At 48.0% G+C, this 21,485-nt stretch carries 19 protein-coding genes and 5 pseudogenes; 5 read left to right on the plus strand and 19 right to left on the minus strand.

Features of this window, described 5'->3' with window-relative positions; translation table 11 throughout:
• From D1831_RS14565 to D1831_RS14655, 5 genes and pseudogenes are all read right to left on the minus strand, one after another.
• Positions 1–141: pseudogene (locus tag D1831_RS14565) on the minus strand (IS5/IS1182 family transposase); the annotation flags it as partial.
• 74 nt (positions 142–215) lie between these two features.
• Positions 216–1,487 carry an FAD-binding oxidoreductase gene (locus D1831_RS11600; protein WP_125073094.1) on the minus strand — a complete coding sequence of 424 codons (1,272 nt, stop codon included), beginning with the start codon at positions 1,485–1,487 and terminating at the stop codon, positions 216–218.
• Positions 1,484–2,242: an FAD:protein FMN transferase gene (locus D1831_RS11605; protein WP_003581705.1), complete on the minus strand. Its 759-nt coding sequence runs from the start codon at positions 2,240–2,242 to the stop codon at positions 1,484–1,486. Before D1831_RS11605 ends, D1831_RS11600 begins: the two co-directional genes overlap by 4 nt.
• A complete protein-coding gene (locus tag D1831_RS11610) occupies positions 2,239–2,703 on the minus strand; it encodes an FMN-binding protein (protein ID WP_016511778.1) in 465 nt (154 codons plus the stop codon). The genes D1831_RS11605 and D1831_RS11610 overlap by 4 nt, the downstream gene beginning before the upstream one ends.
• Positions 2,704–2,959: 256 nt before the next feature.
• Positions 2,960–3,184: pseudogene (locus tag D1831_RS14655) on the minus strand (DUF536 domain-containing protein); the annotation flags it as partial.
• Between D1831_RS14655 and D1831_RS11620 the strand changes: the two are divergent.
• Positions 3,166–3,546, plus strand: a pseudogene (locus tag D1831_RS11620) (protein TrsD); the annotation flags it as partial. The pseudogenes D1831_RS14655 and D1831_RS11620 sit on opposite strands and share 19 nt — an antisense overlap.
• A 38-nt stretch (positions 3,547–3,584) precedes the next feature.
• Here the strand turns inward: D1831_RS11620 and D1831_RS14940 are convergent.
• The 7 genes from D1831_RS14940 to D1831_RS11660 all read right to left on the minus strand — a co-directional run bounded on the left by D1831_RS14940 (position 3,585) and on the right by D1831_RS11660 (position 10,496).
• Positions 3,585–4,016: a hypothetical protein gene (locus D1831_RS14940; protein ID WP_225422874.1), complete on the minus strand. Its 432-nt coding sequence runs from the start codon at positions 4,014–4,016 to the stop codon at positions 3,585–3,587.
• Positions 4,017–4,031: 15 nt separating this feature from the next.
• Positions 4,032–5,966, minus strand: a complete 1,935-nt coding sequence (locus tag D1831_RS11635) for a hypothetical protein (protein WP_016511776.1) — start codon at positions 5,964–5,966, stop codon at positions 4,032–4,034.
• Between the two features lie 9 nt (positions 5,967–5,975).
• Entirely contained in the window at positions 5,976–6,923 is a 948-nt protein-coding gene (locus tag D1831_RS11640) for a glycosyltransferase family 2 protein (RefSeq protein ID WP_003581715.1), read from the minus strand.
• Complete coding sequence (locus D1831_RS11645) at positions 6,905–7,576, minus strand: phosphatase PAP2 family protein (RefSeq protein WP_016511775.1); 672 nt, start codon at positions 7,574–7,576, stop codon at positions 6,905–6,907. Before D1831_RS11645 ends, D1831_RS11640 begins: the two co-directional genes overlap by 19 nt.
• Positions 7,566–8,216: a VTT domain-containing protein gene (locus tag D1831_RS11650; RefSeq protein ID WP_003581721.1), complete on the minus strand. Its 651-nt coding sequence runs from the start codon at positions 8,214–8,216 to the stop codon at positions 7,566–7,568. The genes D1831_RS11645 and D1831_RS11650 overlap by 11 nt, the downstream gene beginning before the upstream one ends.
• Positions 8,217–8,432: 216 nt before the next feature.
• A complete protein-coding gene (locus D1831_RS11655; protein ID WP_048001087.1) occupies positions 8,433–9,791 on the minus strand; it encodes a sensor histidine kinase in 1,359 nt (452 codons plus the stop codon).
• A gap of 9 nt (positions 9,792–9,800) precedes the next feature.
• The gene (locus D1831_RS11660) at positions 9,801–10,496 is read right to left on the minus strand and encodes a response regulator transcription factor (RefSeq protein ID WP_085763788.1); all 696 of its coding nucleotides are present in this window, start codon (positions 10,494–10,496) and stop codon (positions 9,801–9,803) included.
• Between the two features lie 167 nt (positions 10,497–10,663).
• On the opposite strand from D1831_RS11660, the gene D1831_RS11665 reads away from it, so the two are divergent.
• The 3 genes and pseudogenes from D1831_RS11665 to D1831_RS11675 all read left to right on the plus strand — a co-directional run.
• Entirely contained in the window at positions 10,664–11,587 is a 924-nt protein-coding gene (locus D1831_RS11665; protein WP_085776375.1) for an IS30 family transposase, read from the plus strand.
• 192 nt (positions 11,588–11,779) lie between these two features.
• A complete protein-coding gene (locus tag D1831_RS11670; protein WP_003577309.1) occupies positions 11,780–13,618 on the plus strand; it encodes a heavy metal translocating P-type ATPase in 1,839 nt (612 codons plus the stop codon).
• 37 nt (positions 13,619–13,655) lie between these two features.
• Positions 13,656–13,874, plus strand: a pseudogene (locus D1831_RS11675) (tyrosine-type recombinase/integrase); the annotation flags it as partial.
• Positions 13,875–13,891: 17 nt separating this feature from the next.
• Here the strand turns inward: D1831_RS11675 and D1831_RS11680 are convergent.
• The 3 genes from D1831_RS11680 to D1831_RS11690 all read right to left on the minus strand — a co-directional run bounded on the left by D1831_RS11680 (position 13,892) and on the right by D1831_RS11690 (position 18,041).
• A complete protein-coding gene (locus D1831_RS11680; protein ID WP_085776374.1) occupies positions 13,892–14,821 on the minus strand; it encodes an IS30-like element ISLpl1 family transposase in 930 nt (309 codons plus the stop codon).
• A gap of 277 nt (positions 14,822–15,098) precedes the next feature.
• Positions 15,099–16,472, minus strand: a complete 1,374-nt coding sequence (locus tag D1831_RS11685; protein WP_125073095.1) for an MFS transporter — start codon at positions 16,470–16,472, stop codon at positions 15,099–15,101.
• A gap of 39 nt (positions 16,473–16,511) precedes the next feature.
• On the minus strand, positions 16,512–18,041 hold the full coding sequence (locus D1831_RS11690; protein WP_063493561.1) for a multicopper oxidase family protein: 1,530 nt from the start codon (positions 18,039–18,041) through the stop codon (positions 16,512–16,514).
• 126 nt (positions 18,042–18,167) lie between these two features.
• Here D1831_RS11690 and D1831_RS11695 point away from each other — a divergent pair, with 126 nt between their 5' ends.
• Positions 18,168–18,359, plus strand: a complete 192-nt coding sequence (locus tag D1831_RS11695; RefSeq protein ID WP_003576326.1) for a hypothetical protein — start codon at positions 18,168–18,170, stop codon at positions 18,357–18,359.
• A gap of 78 nt (positions 18,360–18,437) precedes the next feature.
• Here the strand turns inward: D1831_RS11695 and D1831_RS11700 are convergent, their stop codons facing one another.
• The 4 genes and pseudogenes from D1831_RS11700 to D1831_RS11720 all read right to left on the minus strand — a co-directional run.
• Complete coding sequence (locus D1831_RS11700; RefSeq protein ID WP_085776373.1) at positions 18,438–19,367, minus strand: IS30 family transposase; 930 nt, start codon at positions 19,365–19,367, stop codon at positions 18,438–18,440.
• 128 nt (positions 19,368–19,495) lie between these two features.
• Positions 19,496–20,860 (minus strand): NAD(P)/FAD-dependent oxidoreductase, encoded by a 1,365-nt coding sequence (locus tag D1831_RS11710; protein WP_125073096.1) that lies wholly within the window; start codon positions 20,858–20,860, stop codon positions 19,496–19,498.
• A 131-nt stretch (positions 20,861–20,991) separates the two neighbouring features.
• Complete coding sequence (locus D1831_RS11715) at positions 20,992–21,366, minus strand: hypothetical protein (RefSeq protein WP_033609856.1); 375 nt, start codon at positions 21,364–21,366, stop codon at positions 20,992–20,994.
• Positions 21,360–21,485: pseudogene (locus D1831_RS11720) on the minus strand (IS5/IS1182 family transposase); the annotation flags it as partial. The pseudogene D1831_RS11720 and the gene D1831_RS11715, both read right to left, overlap by 7 nt.

Consider the following 21,485-nt stretch of genomic DNA (forward strand, 5'->3'; position numbering starts at 1 on the left):
GGTTTTCAAGACATATAGGACCGCACAGAAGACCTCGTAGAGGTCATATTTTCGAGGCTTAGTTCGCTTACGAAAATTTTCTAAAGCTGGTCGAATTAATTCAAATTGTTGCCGAGTAATATTGCTGAGATAATTTTTCATAGCTTAAACTCGCTTTTTACATAGAAGTATATCAAAAATCATAGATCTTGGACAGCTTCTTAGAATTGCGATCATTACCAGCTAAACTCCTCATAGTATACTCGTTCCTCATTGATCCCATTATTCAGCAATTGTTTTTGCCAACTCTGCCCCAGCGCTAGCGGGCCTGACAACAGATAGGTTACATTGGGTCGAATAAGGTCACGCGGTACACTGCGGAAAAACCGCCCTTGCTGAATGTGCACGGTTAAATTGTTTCGTTGTGCTGCCAAGGTTTCAATTTCCTGTTGGTAGATCAACCCTGCCTTGCTATGGGCGGAATAATACAGAGTGATACGGCGGTTTGGCAGCCCACGCATTAATGAAATCATTGGAACTATACCGCTACCGCCCGTAACTAGAACCAACTCGTCATCAGGATGTTGTTTTATGATGGGGTTAAACCGACCATAACCGCCATCGATCAAAACCTTTGACCCTACCTTGGCGTGTTGAACGGCTCGGGAAAAGTCACCGTCTCCGCGAATTGCCAGCGTAATGGTTCCGTCTACTACGCTGTTCAAAATGGAAAATGGATGCAATTCTTTCAGGTGGTCAATGTTAGGAAAATTAATAAATACGTAGTCACCAGGATACAATTTCAGTGCATGATGCGACTTGAATTGAATCGTCAGCTCATAGAAGTTAGCTGCAATGGGTTGAATGGCTGTGAGTTTTCCTTGGGCTAAGCCGTATCGACTGCGCAACTTTTGTAGTAGGTAGGCACCCGTCACAAAAATGGTGTAGCCATTAAACAACCAAATATAAATGGTCATATTAGTGATATAGCTGATCAGTTGAACGTGGATGAAAACGAGAAGCACTGCAATCAAATTTATCCTGTGAATCCATACGGATAACTCATGTTTAAACAAGATTTCCAATTGTTTTTTCAACCATAGCAACGGCTTGAACCGACTTGTTAGCCAGCCGGCCATAAATACCAAAGAATAAACCAGTAATCCCCAAAAGAGGTCAAATGCCCAGTTGCCAGTGGTTTTAATCCATCCATATGAACTTGTGCCTTCCTTGTGTAAGTAAGCTAATGCAATCGCAAGCATGCTGAGAACACCGTGGATAAAATAGATGCTGGGTAGGCCAATTAGTCTGTCAAGCCATTTCGGTTTGGTTGCCAAATATACCGCCAGTAGCATCCATACATAAGCGATCGATCCTATTTGAATTGCAAGGGACGTGCTGGTGTATAGACTGGGCAGTTCTACTGCCATGGCTTGAACCAGTGGCAGTGGAATAACAAAGAGGATCACGCCCCAAGTCAGAATTTGCCATACGGTCATTTTTTTCATGACTGGTCACCGTCAATCATGATCAATTTGTGAGCTGCTGTGAGCAAAATAGCGTTCAACTTGTGCGTTTCAGCAAAGGTTTGAAACGGTATTTGGCCCATGGAAATTGCGGTTGTGGCCAACATGTCGGCATCAATTAAGTTTGTGGCAATGATCGTGGCTTGGGTCAGGGTATTTGCCGAATCAAGCCGGCGAATATGGTCGCCCCTTTTTGACGATCCCGAAGTGGCCACCGCGCCATTGGCGATCTTGATCTCCCGAAGCATTTGGCCAGTATCTTCTGGGTCTTCGATACCAATCGGCCATTCGTACCCGCTGTCAACCAGCGCGCCAACCCGAATATCACCGGCACCGTTTAGGGCCACCGCGATGGCTCCGGTATTAAGCAACGGTTTTAGGTAAGTTTGAAATGCTCTTTCGATGGCCCACCCTTTTACGATGCCGGTGGGGTCGTATTGACCACTAAAGTTTGCGGTAAAAGCCCCGCTTGTCATTTCTTCCGCGATGACTGTCAAAGCAAAAACTTCCTGAAATTCAGCGTTAAAGTTAGTAACGGCGAGTGAATGACGTTGGTATTGGGTAACTAGCGAATCTGAGCGAAATGGTGAAAATAGATGGTCCACATGATCGAGATATGTTTGAATAAGAGTAACTGTTGTATGCCAACGTGATTCTGATAAGCTGTCGGGTTCACTAACAATCATAATGGTAAATGGCATTGTCATGGATTCAATTGTCTGCTGGTAAGTTTTCATTGGTCATTCGCCGCCTTTTTCAATGCGTTTTTCAGGGATCCGGTGAAGCCCTTGTATGTTTCACTGGCACCGGAAACCAACTTAATATTGGCACTCTGCGCAGTAATTGCTTCAGACTTATACGTCGGCAATGCCTGACTGCTGATCTGCTTATCGCGACGATTAACGTTTGGATATTTCAGAACAGTAACCTTAGTCAATTTGCCATTGGTCACAACCGCTTGGACCTGCACGTTGCCCCACTGAGTACTGACAGTTGAGCCAGTATACGTGCCATCCTTGTATTTTCTGGTTGAAGTCTTGCTGGTAGAGTTGGGACTGGACGATGTGGTCGTTGTACTCGATTGAGACGTCCTTTGAGCATCAGAACTAAGCTTTCCTCTAATAAATAAAAAGTAGTTATCGATGATGATGGCTGTCACAATCGCGAAGGTCAAGATCCCCACAACAAATTTTTTCATTGTATTCACCTCTAGATATAATTATATCTAAATATAATATATGAAATTTTTGCATATAATATATGAAATTTTGCCGGTTGTTCCTTAAATTTAGCTTAAAGCAATTTTTTACTGAAACTTGAAAGAGGCTGGGACATAAGTCCCGCCGATAAATAAACTGAGACGGATTTTGGTTCTATAATATTTGGTACTGATAGAAATTTTTCTATCCTAAGTACCAATTTTTATTTTATGCCTTGAATTTACACTTTAATTTTTACCAAAAATGCCACCAACTCTTATTGGGTTTATTTTTATGCATTCTTTTTTGTTTTTCACTATTCGACAAGGCATCGTCCTTGTCGTTTGATTGTTGCTGCTGATCTATCAATTTTGTTAGATGATCTATTTGGCGGTCTTTGCTACTTATTTGTTGGTCTTTGGCAGCAAGCTGTTTGTCACGTTGAGACTTTAAATCTTCTACTTCTCGTCTTAGAACCGACGATTCCCGTCAATATGACGGCTTATCTTAATGGTCTCAAACGGCGGTATTTCGCCTTACAAAAAGGCCACCCGGAGCAACAGTTCAAAATCCAGCTCATAGCCAGTTACTTGGATCACTTTACTAAAGTCCAAGAATCCAAAAACATGACGACTAAGCAACATCTGCTAATCGTTAAGGTGCCAATTAAGGACAAAAGTGTTAAGAGCTTAAACATAGCGGTCACTCATTTAGACGAAAAGATCGAACAGGTTAAACGGGATATTGAAAATGCGTTAACGGACTTTGATGTGACGGCCAAAGTGTTGACTAGTCAAGAAGTCCAAGAGATTTTAAAGAACTTGATCAATTTTAATGGATAGGAGGCAACAGTATGAGTTTTGGTGATAAGGTCATTGATTTATTTATGCCAACTAAAAAAGAAAGACATCAAGGCAACCGCGGGTCGATTCAAATCGCCGGGCCGGTGAATGTGCTGACTGGCTTCACCGAGGGACTGAATGACGGGACCAAGGAAACCGTTGATGTCAAAGTTGACCGGCACCGCATGTACGAAGAGTTCGTCGCGTTCGAAGCGAAAATTAGTTTGCTGAAGCCGTAATTGAGCACGATGACGACGACCTGGTCGAGCAGCTTCACAATCAGCGGCGAACCGTGCATTAAGGTGAGGCCGATGAACAAAATCGCCGTGTCCGCCAGCAGTGACGCGCCGCGCAAGGTGAGTCAGGCCGAAGAACAGCACCACATTAATGCCGGTGGTGAAGCCCCCAACAATCAGGTAGCGCAAGGCTGTACCGTATTTGCTGTAAAGGGTAGTGATTGGTTTTTCCATAAAAAGGCTCCTTTCTCAGCGCTGCATGCAGGTATAAATCAACGAGGTGGTGGGCTGCGATTGGCCGTTCACCGTTAGCGGGTGAGCAGCGAGCTGATAATGGTAGGTGTGGGTCACATCGACCTGCTGGCCGCGGGTGGTGAGGTTTTGAACGGTAATCCGATATTTCCCAGCGGCGAGCTGGTGGTGCAGGCGGGCCACACTGCCAGCCATCGTTAACCGATAATGTTGCCCGGTGGCAAGGGTAGTGAGGGTGACTTGCACCTGACTACCAGCATGAATCTGAACGGAAAAATAGTTCGCTGGCGCGTTCACATCGACCACCTCTGCCAGCACGGTGCCTGGCGTCACGGTCTTGGGCTTGGCGTGATACTGCACGGATAGCTGACTGCGCTGGGCGGCAATCACTTGCTTTTGTGGCATCTGAGCGCCAAGCACACCAGCGGCCCCAAAGGCGACGAGTAAAGCAGTGGCGCTATTGAGGAGGCTAGCTTGGTTCGCCCAGCGGGGACGCGACTGTCTGGCCTGACGCGGGATGGCCGCCAAAGCCACCCAGAGGAGCGGCAAAATGGCTTGACCATAGCGCGGTTCAACTTCCCACAGTAGGGTGTGGAAAGCCAGGTAGCCAAGGGCAGTGGTCACCGCCAGCAGTGCAAGGATTTGATGCGGGTCGGTCAGATCTGGCCGCCACCGTAAGAGCTTCAGCATCAGTGCGCCCCACATGAGCAGGGTCGCGGCCACATAGCCAATCACGGTCAGTCCCTGATAGAAGCCAGCATGATTACTGTACCAACTAGGCGCGGCGCGGAAGCCGCCGTTGTACCAGCGCTGAATGCCTTGGACATTGAGCACGATGCCTAACTTCACTACCCACAACCGGATGACGCCAACCACCCCGAGAGTTTTGATGCGCTTGGGGATGGTTTTCAAATTGTACCGCTGGCGGGCGGCTTGGCTGGGCAGCTTGATAGCACGTCCGACATCCTTGCCGGAGTAGCCGCCGTTGCTGTGCTGGTTGTAGCCCATCAAGATCCAGTTGGTCGCCGGGAACGAAAAGGCGGTGCGGGGTTGATAATTGGCTGCCACGTCAATGACTTTGGTCGCCGGCAGACTCAGCCCGAAGCCCAGCACAATCAAGAGGATGGGCAGGGTCAGTTTGGCTTGTCGCCAGAGGTGCTGACGGGCCAGAATCAGGCCGACAATCAGCAGAGCTGGCAACAAGACCACCAGATTAGGCTTGAGCATGGCGCCGAGCATCACGGCAACAACTAGTCCGCTGCCGGCAAACCAGCGCTGGCGCGACGTTTTCTGCGACCAGTTCAGCAGACTCCGCATGATGATGAGCAGCACCAGCATCGTTGGCAAGTCAGAGTAGAAGACTTGCAGGTAGTAGGTGTAGGCAAACGGCGTCAAGGCGAAAAAACCGAAGGCCACGACCAGCAGGCTGGCGCGCTGGCTGAGCTGCCAAATCGTATGCAGCGCCAGGGCAATAAAGCTGTCCAACACCAAGATACTCAGCAGGTGCACCGAAAGATTGGTGCTTAAGCCCACCAGTTGCGTCAGCCGCAACCACAGGGAGAGCAGATAAGCCAGCGGCACGTTATTGGCGTAGCGCCAGAAGTAGGTGATATCCCAGGTCATGTGGCCGGCGGCGAGCTGGTCGGCTTGCGACAGTACCCGGTACGGATCGTGGTAAACGGTGTTGGGCATCACGTGCAACACGACCACCTGGGCAATCAGCATCGCCAGTAAGCCAAGGCCAATGCCCCAGCGCAGCTGCCTTGTAGACAAATGGTCAAGTCGGGGCGCCCCGAAGTAAAGCCCCGCGCCCAGGAGCACTACCACCAACAGCGCCGGCACCCCGAGCACACTGGTCAGGTTACCGATGCTGCCAATGAGCAGGCAGAGGATTAAAATTGCTGGCAGAAAGGCGGGTTTAATCTTTTTCATACCCTCACCTTAATCCAGAATCGTTTGCACCGTGTAGCGCGGGCGATGTTTAACTTCGGTGGTGAGCTTGCCGATGTATTCACCAATCACCCCGAGGCTGATCATTTGGATGCCCCCAACGAACCACAGCGACACCATCAACGCCGACCAGCCGTGCACGGTGAGCCCCAGCATTGTCATGACAATGGCGTAAACCACCATGCCCACCGCCAGTAGGCAAGACAAGGTACCCAGAATGAGAATGAACCGCACCGGCGCTATCGTCAGGCTGGTAATCCCGTCCCAGGCAAAGGCCAGCATTTTTTTCAGCGGGTACTTGGATTCGCCCGCCATGCGCGGGGTGCGCTTGTAGAAGACTTCGGCAGTTTTGAAGCCAAGCTTAGGAATCAGGCCGCGAATGAAAATGTTACGTTCCGGGTACTGAAGGAAGGTTTCAACCGCGCGCTTGGACATCAGGCGAAAATCCGCGTGATTCGGCACCAGTTCAACCCCTAGCAGCTTCAGGACTTTGTAGTAGCCTTGGGCCGTGGTGCGCTTGAACCAGCTGTCGGTTTCCCGATTATTCCGGACACCGTAGACGATATCGGCGCCATCTGCGTAGGCATCCACCATGTCGACGATTTTGTCAGGATCATCTTGCAGGTCAGCATCGATGGTGACAATCATGTCCGCGGTTTTCACGGCTTCACTCATGCCGGCGATCAGCGCCGACTGATGACCGAAGTTGCGAGAAAAGCGTAGTCCCCGAATCCGGGAATTCGCGGCGTGCAGGTTTTCGATGATTTCCCAGGTGTGATCCTTGGAGCCATCATCGACGATCAGGATGTCGGCGCGCTGGCCCAGAACGGCTTGCGCGGCGATTTGGTCTTCAACGGCCAGTAATTTTTGCACCGAGGAGGTCAGCACCTCTTCTTCATTGTAGGCTGGAACGACAATCGTTAATTTTGATGTGGCCATGATTTCAACATCCTTTCCGGTAAAAACTGACGCATTTTAGTTTGAATAAAGGCTTGAACAGGCGTGACGAGCAGCCACCAACCGCCAGCTAAGCACACGCTGGCAAGCACATCAGAGAGGTAGTGGTCGCGCAGATACACCCGCGAAATGGCCACCATGGCAATCCAGCCAATGCCAATCAATATGGTAATCAGCTGGCTTTCTTGATCTTGAATGTGTGGTAGGCATAGCGTCCACAAGGTGAACACGAGCAGCGCCGTGCAAAACGTGTGGCCGCTGGGGAAGCTAGCGCCGTGATCCAGCACCAGCTGATGGAGCGGGCGACTGCGGTCAATCAGCAGCTTGAAGCCTTCCGTGATGGCGGAGCCGCCCAGCTGCAGGCCAGCGAACCACAGGCTGATGACTGGGCCTTGTTTGAGCCACAACCACAGGCACAACAGCGCAGTGAGGCCGATGACGGTGGCAGGACTGCCAAGGGTGGCGACGACTTTGAAAATCGCGGTATTCGTCGGATCAATGGCGCGCGTGGCCAAAGTGCTGGCCGCGGCATCCAATTGCGCAAGCCAGGCGGCATGCGTGATAACGCCGAGGGCTAAGGCGGCAAAGACAATCAGGCTCAGCCCGCCTAGCAATGTTTTGGTTTTAGTCGGCATCGTCGGCACCTCCGCGATGGCGCAGCGCCATGAAGGCGGCAGGCGCTAAGGAAATGACAACGATGGCCAGCATGATCAGTTCGAAATGGGTTTTAACGACAGCAATGTTGCCGAACAGGTAACCGGCGCCGAGGGCTACCGCCATCCAGGTGATCCCGCCAAGTACGTTGTAGGCGGCAAAGTCGCGGTAGCGCATCTGGCTCACGCCAGCGGTGAAGGGGATGAAGGTGCGGATGATCGGCATGAAGCGGCCAAGGAAAATCGCGGCTTTCCCATGCTTGTCGAAGAAGCGCTGCGAACGTTCGAGGTAGGCGGGTTTGATGAAGCGGCTGAGCTTGGCGCTGTGCGCGAGGCGCAGCCCGAAGTGTTCACCGATTTCAAAGTTAAGCGAATCTCCAAGCACCGCGGCCACGCTGAGCAGGCCGAACAGCACCCAGATGTTCAAACTGTGATTGGCCATCGCCGCCAGCGAGCCGCAGAGAAATAGGAGCGAGTCGCCAGGCAGAAAGGGCAGCACCACGACGCCGGTTTCAATGAAGATCATGGCGAACAAGCCAAGATAGATGAGTGAGCCGAATTGACTGATGAGCTGCGGCAACAATTGATTAAGGTTAGGTAGCAGTGTAATGAGTGCGGTCATGATGTGTTCCCCCTTGACTGAACTTTCAGGATGAACCCAGCATAACAACAATCCCGCGGTGCGCCCACTCATGAAAACTAACCCGAAACTCAATAATCTTCAGCTTTCACCGCGGCAGTGCCAGTATCAAGGGTGATTTAGCTGAAAAATATTCAGATTACTAATATTCGGCGCAAAAAAACCGCTCAAAAATATTTTTGAGCGGCATGAAAAAGTTTATTTGGTGGAGAAAATCAACGTGAAAATGGTGCCCTGCGGCTGATCGTCGGCGACCGTCAGCTCACTATTGCTGAGCTGAGCGAGTTGCGTGGCAATGGCTAGCCCTAAGCCGGTGCCAGCTACCGTGCCGCGCACATCGGCGCTGCGGTAGAAGCGCTCGAAGATGTGGCTTTTATCTTCAGCACTGATGCCGCTACCTTGATCTTTCACCGCCAGGGCCGCCGCCTCATTAGCCTGTTGGGTGAGGGTGACGGTAATTTGGCTGGCCGCTGGCGAATACTTCGCGGCATTGGTGACTAGGTTGACCAAAATTTGCTCAATCGCGCTTTCGTTGCCGGTGATATGGATGTCAGGCTGAATCTCGGTGGTGACGGTTTGTTCGAAGGTCCCAGCAATTTTTTGCATGATGGTAGTCACTGTGGCACTGAGATCAAGCGGGGTCAGGTCAAGCGCGAGCCGGTCGGCGCGGGAAAGTTGCAGGAGCTCATCAATCAAGTGCTGCATTTGCCGGGATTCCTCGGTGATGTAGCCCACCGACTTGGTAATGATTTCCGGGTGATCCTTGCCGTGACGTTCGATCAACTGGGCGTGGCTGCGAATAGTGGCAATCGGAGTGCGCAGCTCATGGGCGGCGTTCATCACGAACAGTTTTTGCTGCTCCTGGCGTTCATTCAACATGCTCAGCAACTCGTTGAAATTACCAGCGAGTTCCGTCACCTCAGTCGGTTGCGCCGGGACCGGTAGCCGCATCGCACCAGGTTCTTTGGCGCCGGCAATCATCTGGGTCGTGTGAGACAGCGTGGTCAGAGGATCAGTCAGTCGCTTGGTCAGCTGGCGAATGTACAGCGGCGTGGCCAGCAGCGTCACCGCCAGCAGGATGGCAGTGACTTCAATCACCCGCAGCAGCACCGCCAGCTGGGGATTCATGTTTTGCCACAACGTGTAGTAAATCCCGCGCGCGTGCACCATGCGATGGTACAGCAGCCCGATGCCTGGGCGATAATAGACATTGGTTAAAAACGGCACCTTAGTGGGGGTCACTTTTAATACTTTTTCCGCGTGCGGGGAGAAGTATTGGCTGACCTTGGCATCGGCGCGCTTGTTGTGGACATAAACATAAGTGGCGCTGGTGTCCAGGGTGCTGTTTTTGCGCCAGCTTTCCCAGTCATCATCGCCATCAATGTCGGTTTGCTTGAGACTGGCGGTGATATGACTGGTGGTGGTTTGAACCTCTTCCAGCAGCTGATGGCCCACGGCGATGATGATGGCAGCGCCGAGCAGCAAGGTGACAATGATGATGAAGCGCATCAGGCTGCGCAGCATGATGGCTGCGCTAGATTGTTTGTCTTTTTTCATATTAGGGCCTTATTCCGCCACGTGTTCGGAAAGCATGTAGCCCACGCCGCGGACAGTGTGAATCAGCTTAGGTTGGTTGGGAGTGTCGATTTTGCTCCGGAGATTGCGGACATAGACGTCCAGGATGTTGGGTTGGCCGTCAAAATCGACGCCCCACACAGTGTCTAACAAATCCTCGCGTGAACAGGGCTCGTTTTGATGACTGATGAGTGCCACCAGCAGCTCGTATTCTCGCTGGGTGAGGGGGATGATGGTACCGCCCCGGGTGACGCGTTTGGTGTCCGTATCCACATTCAAATTGCCAGCAGTATACACGGCGGCAGTGGTGGCCGCCGGCTGCGAATGGCGCAGGGCCACTTCGACCCGGGCAATCAGTTCTTCCATTTCAAATGGTTTGGTGACATAGTCGTCGGCGCCGCCGGTCAGCCCGGCCACCTTATCGCCGATGTAATCGCGCGCCGTCAGCATGATGATCGGCACCTGGCTGGTTTTGCGAATGCGGCGCAGCATACTGAAGCCGTCCAGGTGCGGCAGCATCCAGTCCAAAATGATTAAATCAATCTGGGTCTCGTTTTGCCGGAACATGTCCAGCGCGATTAGGCCGTCATTGGCCCAGAGCACATTGAAGTTCTCGAGCTCGAATTCGGTTTTGAGTGAGTCGGCTAAGCCCGCCTCGTCTTCGACTAGTAAAATGGTGGATTTCAATGGTCTTCTCCCTATGTGAATCGTGGTACTGTCAAACGTGCCTGTATTTACCTTGTTTTATTTATTAGGCAGATTGTAAAATTTAAGTTGAACATTTAAGTGGACAGAAAAAACCATCAAGGTCTTTACTGGTGTTACCACACAATCCATTAGAAAGAAGGACCTTGATGAGCACCACTATTTTATCATTCCAGAACCGTGTTGTCATTGAAACGCTTCATAATGAAGGACGTTCCTTGCGATACATCGCTAACTACTTAGGCTTTAGTAAGACCACCATCTTTAACGAACTTCACCGGCTAAATAGTGAGTACCAGGCTGGGCTAGCGCAAACTGACTTTGAACGAAAGGTTAGTCAACGGGGGCGGAAGTCTTCGCTCACTAAAAAACTTAAACACTTGATCGAGGGAAAGATTCAAGTCCAGAAGTGGTCCCCTGAACAAGTTGCCCATGTGGTGGGGATTGCCTACAAGACGGTCTATAACTGGATTGATCAAGGATGGCTTGATATACAGTTGACCGATTTGCCTGATCATGGAATTCGTCGTCATCGTGCTAAAGAAAAGCGTGGTACGTTCAATCACGGCCGCTCCATTGAGGAGCGGCCTCATAAAGTCGAAACTCGCCAGGAATTCGGCCACTTTGAAGCTGATACCGTACTTTCTGGTAAACGTAAAGGTCAAGCTGTGGCTACTTTTGTGGAGCGTAAGAGTCGCCTGACAATTGTTAAACGGCTCCATGGTCGCGACAGTCAGTCCATGACTCAAGCCGTACTTGAACTAGCTAGTCAACTTCAAGACAAGCTCAAGACGCTTACCGTAGATCATGGTAAAGAGTTCGCTAACTATCAGACAATTGAACGGCGAACTGGTACACAGGTTTATTTTGCCCATGCCTATTCACCGCATGAAAGAGGCAGTAATGAGAACCGTAACCGAGTTTTGCGGCGCTTTATTCCCAAAGGCCAAGCCATTGAAGAGCTAAGTGATCACCAATTGGTTCAAATTAATTGGTATTTGAATTCACGGCTACTTAAATGTCTTAATTGGCATACACCAATCGAGATCTTCTTGCTTAATTTACGTCATTAAATTCGTTCAAGTTATTTCTTGCAATCTGCCATTCCAAAAGCGGTCATTATTTCAGAAAATAGTTATAATTTTTCGTAACTATTAGAATTTTATTTAGAATCATTCTTATCTGTTTAAATAAATTGCATTTCATGTTAGGATTATAACAATCATAGAGGAATCAGTTACATAACACAAGAGGAGGGGTTTTCGATGCGCCATTATTATAAACTCACGTTAACGGTCAGTGTCGGGATCATTGCGCTAATTCTTCAGTTTGGCTTTCACCAACAGCTGGCTGCCCAGCTGATTATTACGTTGTGGGGCTCCGTTATGGCCCTATCAATGCTGGTTGAGATGGTCAAAACGTTACGGTCCGGTAAGTACGGCGTCGACCTACTTGCAATCACTGCCATCGTCGCCACCCTGGCTGTCAGCGAGTATTGGGCCGGCCTAGTGGTCCTAATCATGCTGACCGGTGGGGATTCTTTGGAGGACTACGCTGCTAAGCGTGCCAACACCGAATTAAAGGCTTTGCTCGATAATTCACCACGGACCGCACACCGCATTCAGAACGAACAGTTAACCGATATTGCGGTCGAAGACGCGGTCGTGGGGGATCAGTTAGTGGTTAAGCCTGGCGAACTGGTGCCCGTCGATGGTCACTTGATCGATGGCACTGCCATGTTTGACGAATCTTCACTGACTGGGGAATCCAAGCCGGTTGAAAAAGCCGTCGGTGATGATTTAATGTCCGGAGCGGTCAACGGCGATAGTGCCGTTACGATGATCGTTGACAAGCTCGCCGCCGATAGCCAGTACCAGCAACTGGTCAAGTTGGTGAAAGAATCTGAATCACGCCCCGCCAAGTTCGTACGGTTAGCCGATCGGTACGCGGTTCCGTTTACCTTAGTTGCGTACGTGATTGCGGGCATCGCTTGGCTCATCAGCGGTGATCCGCACCGGTTCGCCGAAGTTCTGGTCGTAGCTTCACCGTGTCCATTAATTCTGGCCGCACCAGTCGCCCTCGTCTCAGGCATGAGTCGCACTAGCCGGAACGGGATCGTCGTTAAAACTGGTGACATGCTTGAAAAAATGTCGACTGCCAAATCGGCCGCCTTTGATAAGACCGGAACGATCACTAGCGGCCAACTAACCGTGAATGACATCGTTCCCCAGGCTGGTTTTACCCCAGATCAGATTTTACACTTGGCCGCCAGTGCCGAACAAAATTCCAGCCACATTTTAGCCCGTTCCTTAGTTAAATTTGCCAACGACCAACCCCTCAGCCCCGTCGCCGACCTCGAAGAAGTCACCGGTAACGGGGTCACCGCCACGGTCGACAACGCCGTCGTTAAAGTCGGGAAGCTAAAATTCGTCGATCCAGCAACCACGACGGCACCACTCGCACAAACGGCGATTTACGTCGCCGTTGATGGCCGTTACGCCGGCTACGTGACCTTTATCGACAACGTTCGGCCAGAAGCCGCTGCCACGTTACAAGCCCTGCACGCTGAAGGCGTTAAAAACGTGATGATGCTGACCGGGGACCAACAAGCGATTGCCGACAACATTGCCGAAGCCGTCGGAATCGATACGGTGGCTGCCGATTTACTTCCGGCGGACAAGATCAAGCACTTAAAGGCCGTTACTAAGGATGAACGTCCGGTTATCATGGTCGGCGACGGGGTCAACGACGCCCCATCACTGGCCGTGGCGGACGTCGGCATCGCCATGGGGGCGCACGGTTCCACCGCGGCCAGTGAATCGGCCGACGTCGTGATTTTAAAGGACGACCTCAGCCGCGTGGTCACCGCGATTCAAATTGCCAAAGACACCATGCAAGTGGCTAAGCAGGCCGTTTGGATTGGGATCGCCATCTGTACGATTCTAATGCTGATTGCCAGTACCGGGATCATCCCGGCCCTCTTCGGCGCAATGCTTCAAGAAGTCGTTGACACGGTTTCGATTCTTTGGGCACTCCGAGCTTTACGTGACCGCCCAAATTCCAACGTTAAACCGCTCAAACCAACGACCGTACACCAAAACTAAGGACGTGACACTATGCCCCAATTACCCGAATGGCTCCAAAATTATGAGTAAGGTTGGCGATCTATTAGGAATTAATTATCTAGGTACTCATACAATGCGCAAAACTGGGGCTTATCGTGTTTATACGCAATCAAATTACAATATTGGCCTAGTCATGCACCTACTAAATCACTCAAGTGAAGCCATGACTTTAGCTTATTTAGGCTTGGATCAAGCAAGTACAGAAAACATGTTGAACCAAATTGATTTTGGGTAAATTGGTAGATTGTAAAATTAATCCGAATTTTTGGACAAATTTGTCAGCATAACCTGATACGGTGTTTGCCAGTCGAGTATTTTAAGCGGTCGCTGGTTAATTTGGAGTAACGTCGTCGTTAAATCTTGAGCACTAATGTGCTCAAAACGAGTCCCTTTAGGATAAAAATAACGTAAATTCCGATTAAAGCGTTCATTACTACCACGTTCAGCTGGCGTATAAGCATGGCAGTAATAGGTCTTAATACCATATTGTGATTCAAGTGATACTAGCCCACTAAACTCAGTGCCACGGTCCACAGTAAAGCTGTGCACCGGACCATTAAAAGTGGTTAGGAACTTAGTTAGGGCTTCATTAACAGTCGCTGTCGTCCGATCTTTTAACCGGTATGCCCAAAGGAACCGTGATTTTCGATCGATTAAAGTTAATAAAACTGCCTTACTATGCCCACGAGGACCAACGACTGTATCTAGTTCAAAATCGCCGATGCGCTTACGTTGATTAATCATCATGGGACGCTGTTCAATTGATCGCCCCAAAGATTGATTATATTTGGATCGTTGGTCAACGTTACGCCGTCGGCGTACGCCATGTTCAGGTAGATCATTCAAGGAGAGACCAATTCTCCCCTGATTTAGCCAATTATAAATAGATTTAGTAGCTAGTTTAAATTCGTGAGCAATCATTCCTGGTGACCAGCTTAGACGTAAATGGTTGAGAATTTTTTGCTTTAACTCATCGCTCAGCTTAGTTTTCCGACCACATCGTGATCGCTTGTATTCGGCATCTGTTTGTGCTAATTCAGCCTGATAAGGTTGACATCGAGATAATTCATAAGAAATTGTTGACGGTGATCGGTTCAGCCGAACGCCCATTTGGATATTGGACAGCCCTAGTTCACAAAAGGTTTCGATTTTAATTCGTTCGGAATAGGTTATACTAGACAAAAGATCAGCTCCTAAAAGATGGGTTTGTGGTAAACACCATTTTAAAGGAAGCTGATCTTTTTTTGTCCGAACAGCGTTCGGATTAATTTTACAATCTACCATCGAACTGGTCTTTGTTGACTAAAGCAACCGTGTTGCCCTCCTTTCCTAGTTGCGATGCTTCTCTCCTGATCGTTTGCGGCTAAGTACCCAGTCAAGCATGCTTAGTTGCAACAAAAATGACCGTCTACTTTTTGGTAGGCGGTCATTTTTGTAGATGCAAAGCACGAATTCGCAGCTATACCGCTTTCTTCGCGACTTCCTTTGGTAACGTCAACGCCAACAGCAAGCCAATCAGGCCCACGCCAGCAAACACAGCGAAGGTAACAGCAAAACCGCCAGCATGACTTCGCAGCGTGGTTTGCATGCCATCCAACAACACTGTGGCGAACATGACACCGGCAGACCCAAATAACTGACGAGCCGTCGTTGTGACCGCAGTGCCGTCTGCCACAAGCTCATTCGGCAAGGCATTCGCGCCAGCCGTCACTGAGGGCATCATCACAAAAGCGTTACCGGCTTCAGTCGCCATCGCCAACATAATTGCCCCAATCAGTGGTAAATGATGGGCAAAGACTGCTAACAGACCAAAGCCGCCAGTAATCAACAACATGCCAATCATGGCCACGACACGCGGTCCAAAGCGATCCAGTAGGCGCCCGCTAATTGGATTCAAAATACTCAGCAACACCGCAGCTGGCACTAAGGACAAGCCAGAAATCAACGGTGACAAACCAAGTAGCGTTTGAAAGTAAAGCGGCATCAGGATAGTGGTGACAATCAAACCGACGTATGAAATTCCGGTCAGAAACACCGCTTTAGTAAACATACCAGTGGCAAAAACTCGCATTTGCAACATTGGTGGTTGGCGATTCAATTGCCGAACAACGAAAATACCAGCTGCCAGAACGCCTAAAATCAACAAACTAACCACGCCAACAGTTAAACCTTTTTTCGACAAAGCACCCAAGGCATAAAGTAGAATTGGAAAACTTGCGGATAAAAGGAAGGAGACCCAGTCCAGTTGCGTCGGTTGCAATGGCATGACAGACGCAATGGTCACCGTTGAAACGGCCAGCACAAGCAGCGAAACGACCAAGAAGAACAAGAATAAAGCCTGCCAAGGGAACCATGTCAGTAAAACACCGGAAATAATTGGACCGACTGCCAAGGCTGAGCCCATGACCAATCCCGCCGTGCCCATCACCCGACCACGCTCACTATGCGGCGTAATCGTCAGCAACACGGTCTGGAAACTCGGAAAAATAATCCCGACCGCAATCGCTTCAAGCAACCGGCCAATCATGAGCACGATAAAACTCGGTGCCCAGATACATAAGCCTGTCCCAATGGCAAAAATGAGTTCAATCGCTTGGAAAAGCCGTTGGAAAGGAACATTATGCAACAGCCATGGACTAACCGGAATCATCAAGGTCATCACCAACATAAAGCCGGTTGTCAGCCAAGCAACTGTATCCGCTCCTAAACCAAAAGCTTTCATAAAAGCAGGATAAGCGGTGCTTAAAGAAGACTGCGAAATTGACATCGAAAAGGTACCTGTCAGTAACGTGGCGACAAAAGCCCCGCGATGTTTGATCGTTGGAGAGTGCATATTAAAACCATCTTTTTCTATATTAGTATTGTGGGACGTTTACATTTTCATTCCCATTTTTTCATAAGACTGCATACCGCCCATCCAAATCTCAGATGGTTTGACGCCACGTTCTTTAGCCAAGGCCATCATTAACGTATCCATATCCATCAATTTATATTCTTGCTTTGGCTTGGCTGGATCGAAAGTTTCAATCTGTGCCATCATGCCGCCATCTTCGTGCTCAATGATATGACAGTGATACATATAAACCCCTGGCAGATCAAAGCGAACCAGCAGCCGAACCGTTTCCCCAGAATTCACGCCAACGGTATCTTTGAAACCATGTTCATTTGGATACGGCGCATGCCCATTCCGCGACAAGACTAAGAATTGGGTTCCATGCACATGGAATGGATGAACCATTCCAGGCGCATCATTGCTATTGGTAACATCCCAGTACTGGGCTTTGCCAATCGCCTGCGTGGCATCAATCCGCTGCATATCAAATTTTTTACCATCGATCGCGACACTTTCGTCCATTCCCTGCATCACAACATGGCGAACTGGCAAATCCGGATCAACCACTGGTGCCTTCACGTCGAACAACTTATCAGGCAAAGTTGTCTGATCCGGTTTGAACGCATGAATGCGGAACTTTAACAATGGCACATTATCCGTATATAAGGTGACCACATCGCCTTCATGGTACTGCCCAAAATCAACCACAACTTCGGCACGCTCAGCACAAGTCAGCATTAGATGGGTGAATTTGACCGGTTCCGGTAACAATGAGCCATCTCCGCCAATTTGCGTAAATGGTAAGTCATCAGAAAAATGCAACCGCCATTCACGGCGATTAGCACCATCTAGAAAACGCAACCGGACCTTTTGCGTGGTGACATCAAAATAGGGATTGATTGTACCGTTAATCATTGCGGTTGGCCCAGCAACACCGTCAGGATCATAATCAGCCCGGTAGTCCCACTGATTGTTTTCGTGAAAACGCCGATCTTGCAAAATGACTGGAATATCGTCAACGCCATAGTTCCTTGGCAATGGCAGGCTGGCTTCATGGTCGTCTTTGACAATCACCATGGCAGCCAAACCATGCCAAACCTGCTCGGCCGTGGATGGGCACGGATGCGCGTGCAGCCACAAAGTCGTCGCCGGTTGGTCCAACGTGAAGTCGATATGCTTGCTTTCACCCGGATAAACCGGTGCATGGCATCCGCCATCAACATAAGGGCCACTGACATTAGCCCCATGCCAATGAAAAGTGGTCAATTCAGGCAAGGTGTTTTTCAGTGTCACATGCGTATGCTGACCACGGCGATACACAATCGTCTGACCTAACAAACTGGTATTATAGCCCCACGTCTTGGTCTTCGCTCCTGGTAACAGTTGCGTTTTCCCAGCCTCTGCTGTCACCGTGTAATAAACGTCGTTCGCTGTCTCTTTATCCGGTTTCAACAATGGCGGCACATTTAAGGGCTTCTCAGGCGCATCACTGACCTCAAGCGGCACGTACCCGCCATCGTGGAGATCAAAAGCTGGTTCATCAAAGAAATAGTCCGTATAGGTTTTCATCGTGATTTCCCCCTCTGACAAGAATTTTAACACTTTTTAGGGTTGCCATAAACATAATTTAGAATTAATCTAAAGTAGTAGTGAAAAATGGTATAGGTCTTATCCATACACTTGAGGAGGATTTTCATGCAACAAATGTCGAAAACAATGGGCTGGCTCATGCTGGCGTTAAATGTGGTGCTGCTGATTCTAATTGGTACCATGCACAATATGGCAGCGATGTGGTTAATGGGTCTGATTATGACTTTGGACGCTGTGACAGGGTTAGTTGCCGCTTATCGGCCCCAGTCAAGTCAACAACACGCCCACCAGCACTAGTTTGTTAAGAAGTTGCTGCAAGACCTTTCATGGAGTCATTGATCGGCGTTATATGTTGACATATGGTAGATTGCAAATTTAATCCGAATTTTTTGACAAATTGGTCAGCATGACCTGATAAGGTGTTTGCCAGTCAAGTATTTTAAGTGGTCTCTGATTAATTTCGAGTAAGGTGGTTTTCAAGCCTTGAGCACTAATGTGCTCAAAGTAAGTCCCCTTAGGATAAAAATAGCGTAAGTTCCGATTACATCGTTCATTACTGCCGCGCTCAGCTGGCGTATAAGCATGGCAGTAATAGGTCTTAATACCGTATTGTGCTTCAAGTGATACTAGACCGCTAAACTCAGTGCCACGGTCCACCGTAAAACTATGCACCGGGCCATTAAAAGTGGTTAGGAACTTAGTTAGTGCTTCATTAACAGTCGCTGTCGTCCGATCTTTTAACCGGTATGCCCAAAGGAACCGTGATTTTCGATCGATTAAAGTTAATAAAACTGCCTTACTATGCCCACGAGGACCAACGACTGTATCTAGTTCAAAATCGCCGATGCGCTTACGTTGATTAATCATTATGGGACGCTGTTCAATTGATCGCCCCAAAGATTGATTATATTTGGATCGTTGGTCAACGTTACGCCGTTGGCGTACGCCATGTTCAGGTAGATCATTCAAGGAGAAACCAATTCTCCCCTGATTTAGCCAATTATAAATAGATTTAGTAGCTAGTTTAAATTCGTGAGCAATCATTCCTGGTGACCAGCTTAGACGTAAATGGTTGAGAATTTTTTGCTTTAACTCATCGCTCAGCTTAGTTTTCCGACCACATCGTGATCGCTTGTATTCGGCATCTGTTTGTGCTAATTCAGCCTGATAAGGTTGACATCGAGATAATTCATAAGAAATTGTTGACGGTGATCGGTTCAGCCGAACGCCCATTTGGATATTGGACAGGCCTAGTTCACAAAAGGTTTCGATTTTAATTCGTTCGGAATAGGTTATACTAGACAAAAGATCAGCTCCTAAAAGATGGGTTTGTGGTAAACACCATTTTAAAGAAAGCTGATCTTTTTTGTCCGAACAGCGTTCGGATTAATTTTACAATCTACCTTTATAATTTATTTTTATTAACGATTAAATTAGAATCTTGCCATACCTAATGCATGTTGAGCAGCTAGGTTAAGCAAACTCCATTGACGGTCAAATCCTGGTTGGAAGAAGAAGTCTTGTTCAGCCCAGTCTTCCAAGCGCATCTTATGACTAATTGCCAAAGCTAAAACATTGCCTTGAGCAGTAATATCATACTTAGAAAGGACAGCACCGCCTAAGATTTGGTGAGTATATGGATTAAAGGTTAAGCTGACATATACCTTAGGATTATCTGCTTCTGGGACATAAGCTGGACGCATATGATCTTCATAGAAGCTAGTTTGACAATCAAGCTTATTCTTAGCAGCTGAAAACTTATTTAATCCCGCAGTAGCGAAGTGATAGTCAAAGACGCTAAGAGCTGAAGCACCGATAACACCCTTGAAAGCGCGATCTGGCTTATCTTCAAAGATATGATCAACCACATATTGTGCTTCTCTTCTAGCAGTAGTAGCTAAAGCAATTGGCATTGGCTTACCTGCTGGAATAGAAAGTGGCAAAATTGCATCTCCAATAGCGTAAACGTCTTTAACATTCGTTCTCAAGTATGGATCAGTCTTAATCCAGCCTCTTTGATCTAAATCAACTGTGTCCTTTAGCCAATCAGTATTAGGAGTTACCCCTGCTGAAACAACAACCAAGTCAGCTGGTATATCGCCTTGATCGGTCTTGACGCTTTCAACTTTTTCATTACCGTTGAAGCCTTCAATTTTAACGCCCATCTTCAAGTCCATATTCTTCTTAAAGGTAGGTTCCAAAACATCAAGCAATTCAGGGTTCAAGTAAGTTCCTAATGGACGATCAATCATGTCCATTAAAGTTACATGCTTGCCAGCTTTAGCAAATACTTCACTAGCTTCAGTACCAATATAACCAGCACCAACAATAGCAACATTCTTAATTGCTGGATTGTTAACAGCACTCATTAACTTAGAAGCCCAATCACGTCCACGCATTAAATAGATATTCTTAAGACCATTGCCAGGTACTGGTAAAAACTTTGGCGTTACACCTGATGAAAGAATTAACTTATCATATTGAACTTCTTCTTCAGAATTATTGGTTAAATCCTTAACTGTTACTGTCTTATGTTCAGGATGAATCGCGGTTACTTCATGGTTGGCATAAACATGACCGCCCTTCTTTTCAACATCTTCAGGAGCAAAGTTTCTGACGTCATCTTCAGCCGTAACTTTATTTTCTAAGTATAATTGCATACCACAGGACATAAATGAAATAAAGTCGCCAGCTTCATAAACAGTTACATCTACATCATTATATTTATCCAACAGCTCAATTGCTGATTCATGACCACCATGTGAAGCACCAACAATTACAATTTTACGTTTATCCATAAAATCCTCCTAACACAATAGTTTCTTCATTACATTTTCAAGGGTAACACTTATTACTTAATGTCTATCATATTTTGCTCAATAAATTGATTAAAAATAAAAGTTTGGAGTTGACGCTCCAAACTTTTTTGCTATATCTTCTGCTCAACATCATGAATCTTCACAACTAATACAGTGCGAATCCAATCAAATTGGGCTTTCATTTGGTCAAAATATGCGCCTTCATTAATGAATTGACCACTGCCATGAATATGATAACCGCGACCCATTCCAGCGGTTCCTGAATAATTGTAAGAACCAATCGTAATGATCAGTTCATGTTTTGGATCTTTTTCAAAATCTTGTTCAATCGAGTGCATCCCCGCAGCTGGAATCAAAATTATATCATCAGAAACCACGTTAATATATTGTGACCAAGTATTAACTACGCTAGCTGGATTACCATTAATCGAGACAATCGTTGCCGGCCCTTTGTCTTGTAAAACATCTAAGAAGCTATCTAAAATCTCTTAAGTAATAGTGCTAAAAACGCTAAAACGACCATTTGCAGACTGGTGGTTAATTGACGCTCACAATTTTTCCAAAGTCGCCGACAATTCTCTAGCCAACTAAAAGATCGTTCGAC

Origin of the sequence: Lactiplantibacillus garii (assembly GCF_003885105.1) — a bacterium.
Taxonomy (GTDB): Bacteria; Bacillota; Bacilli; order Lactobacillales; family Lactobacillaceae; genus Lactiplantibacillus; species Lactiplantibacillus garii.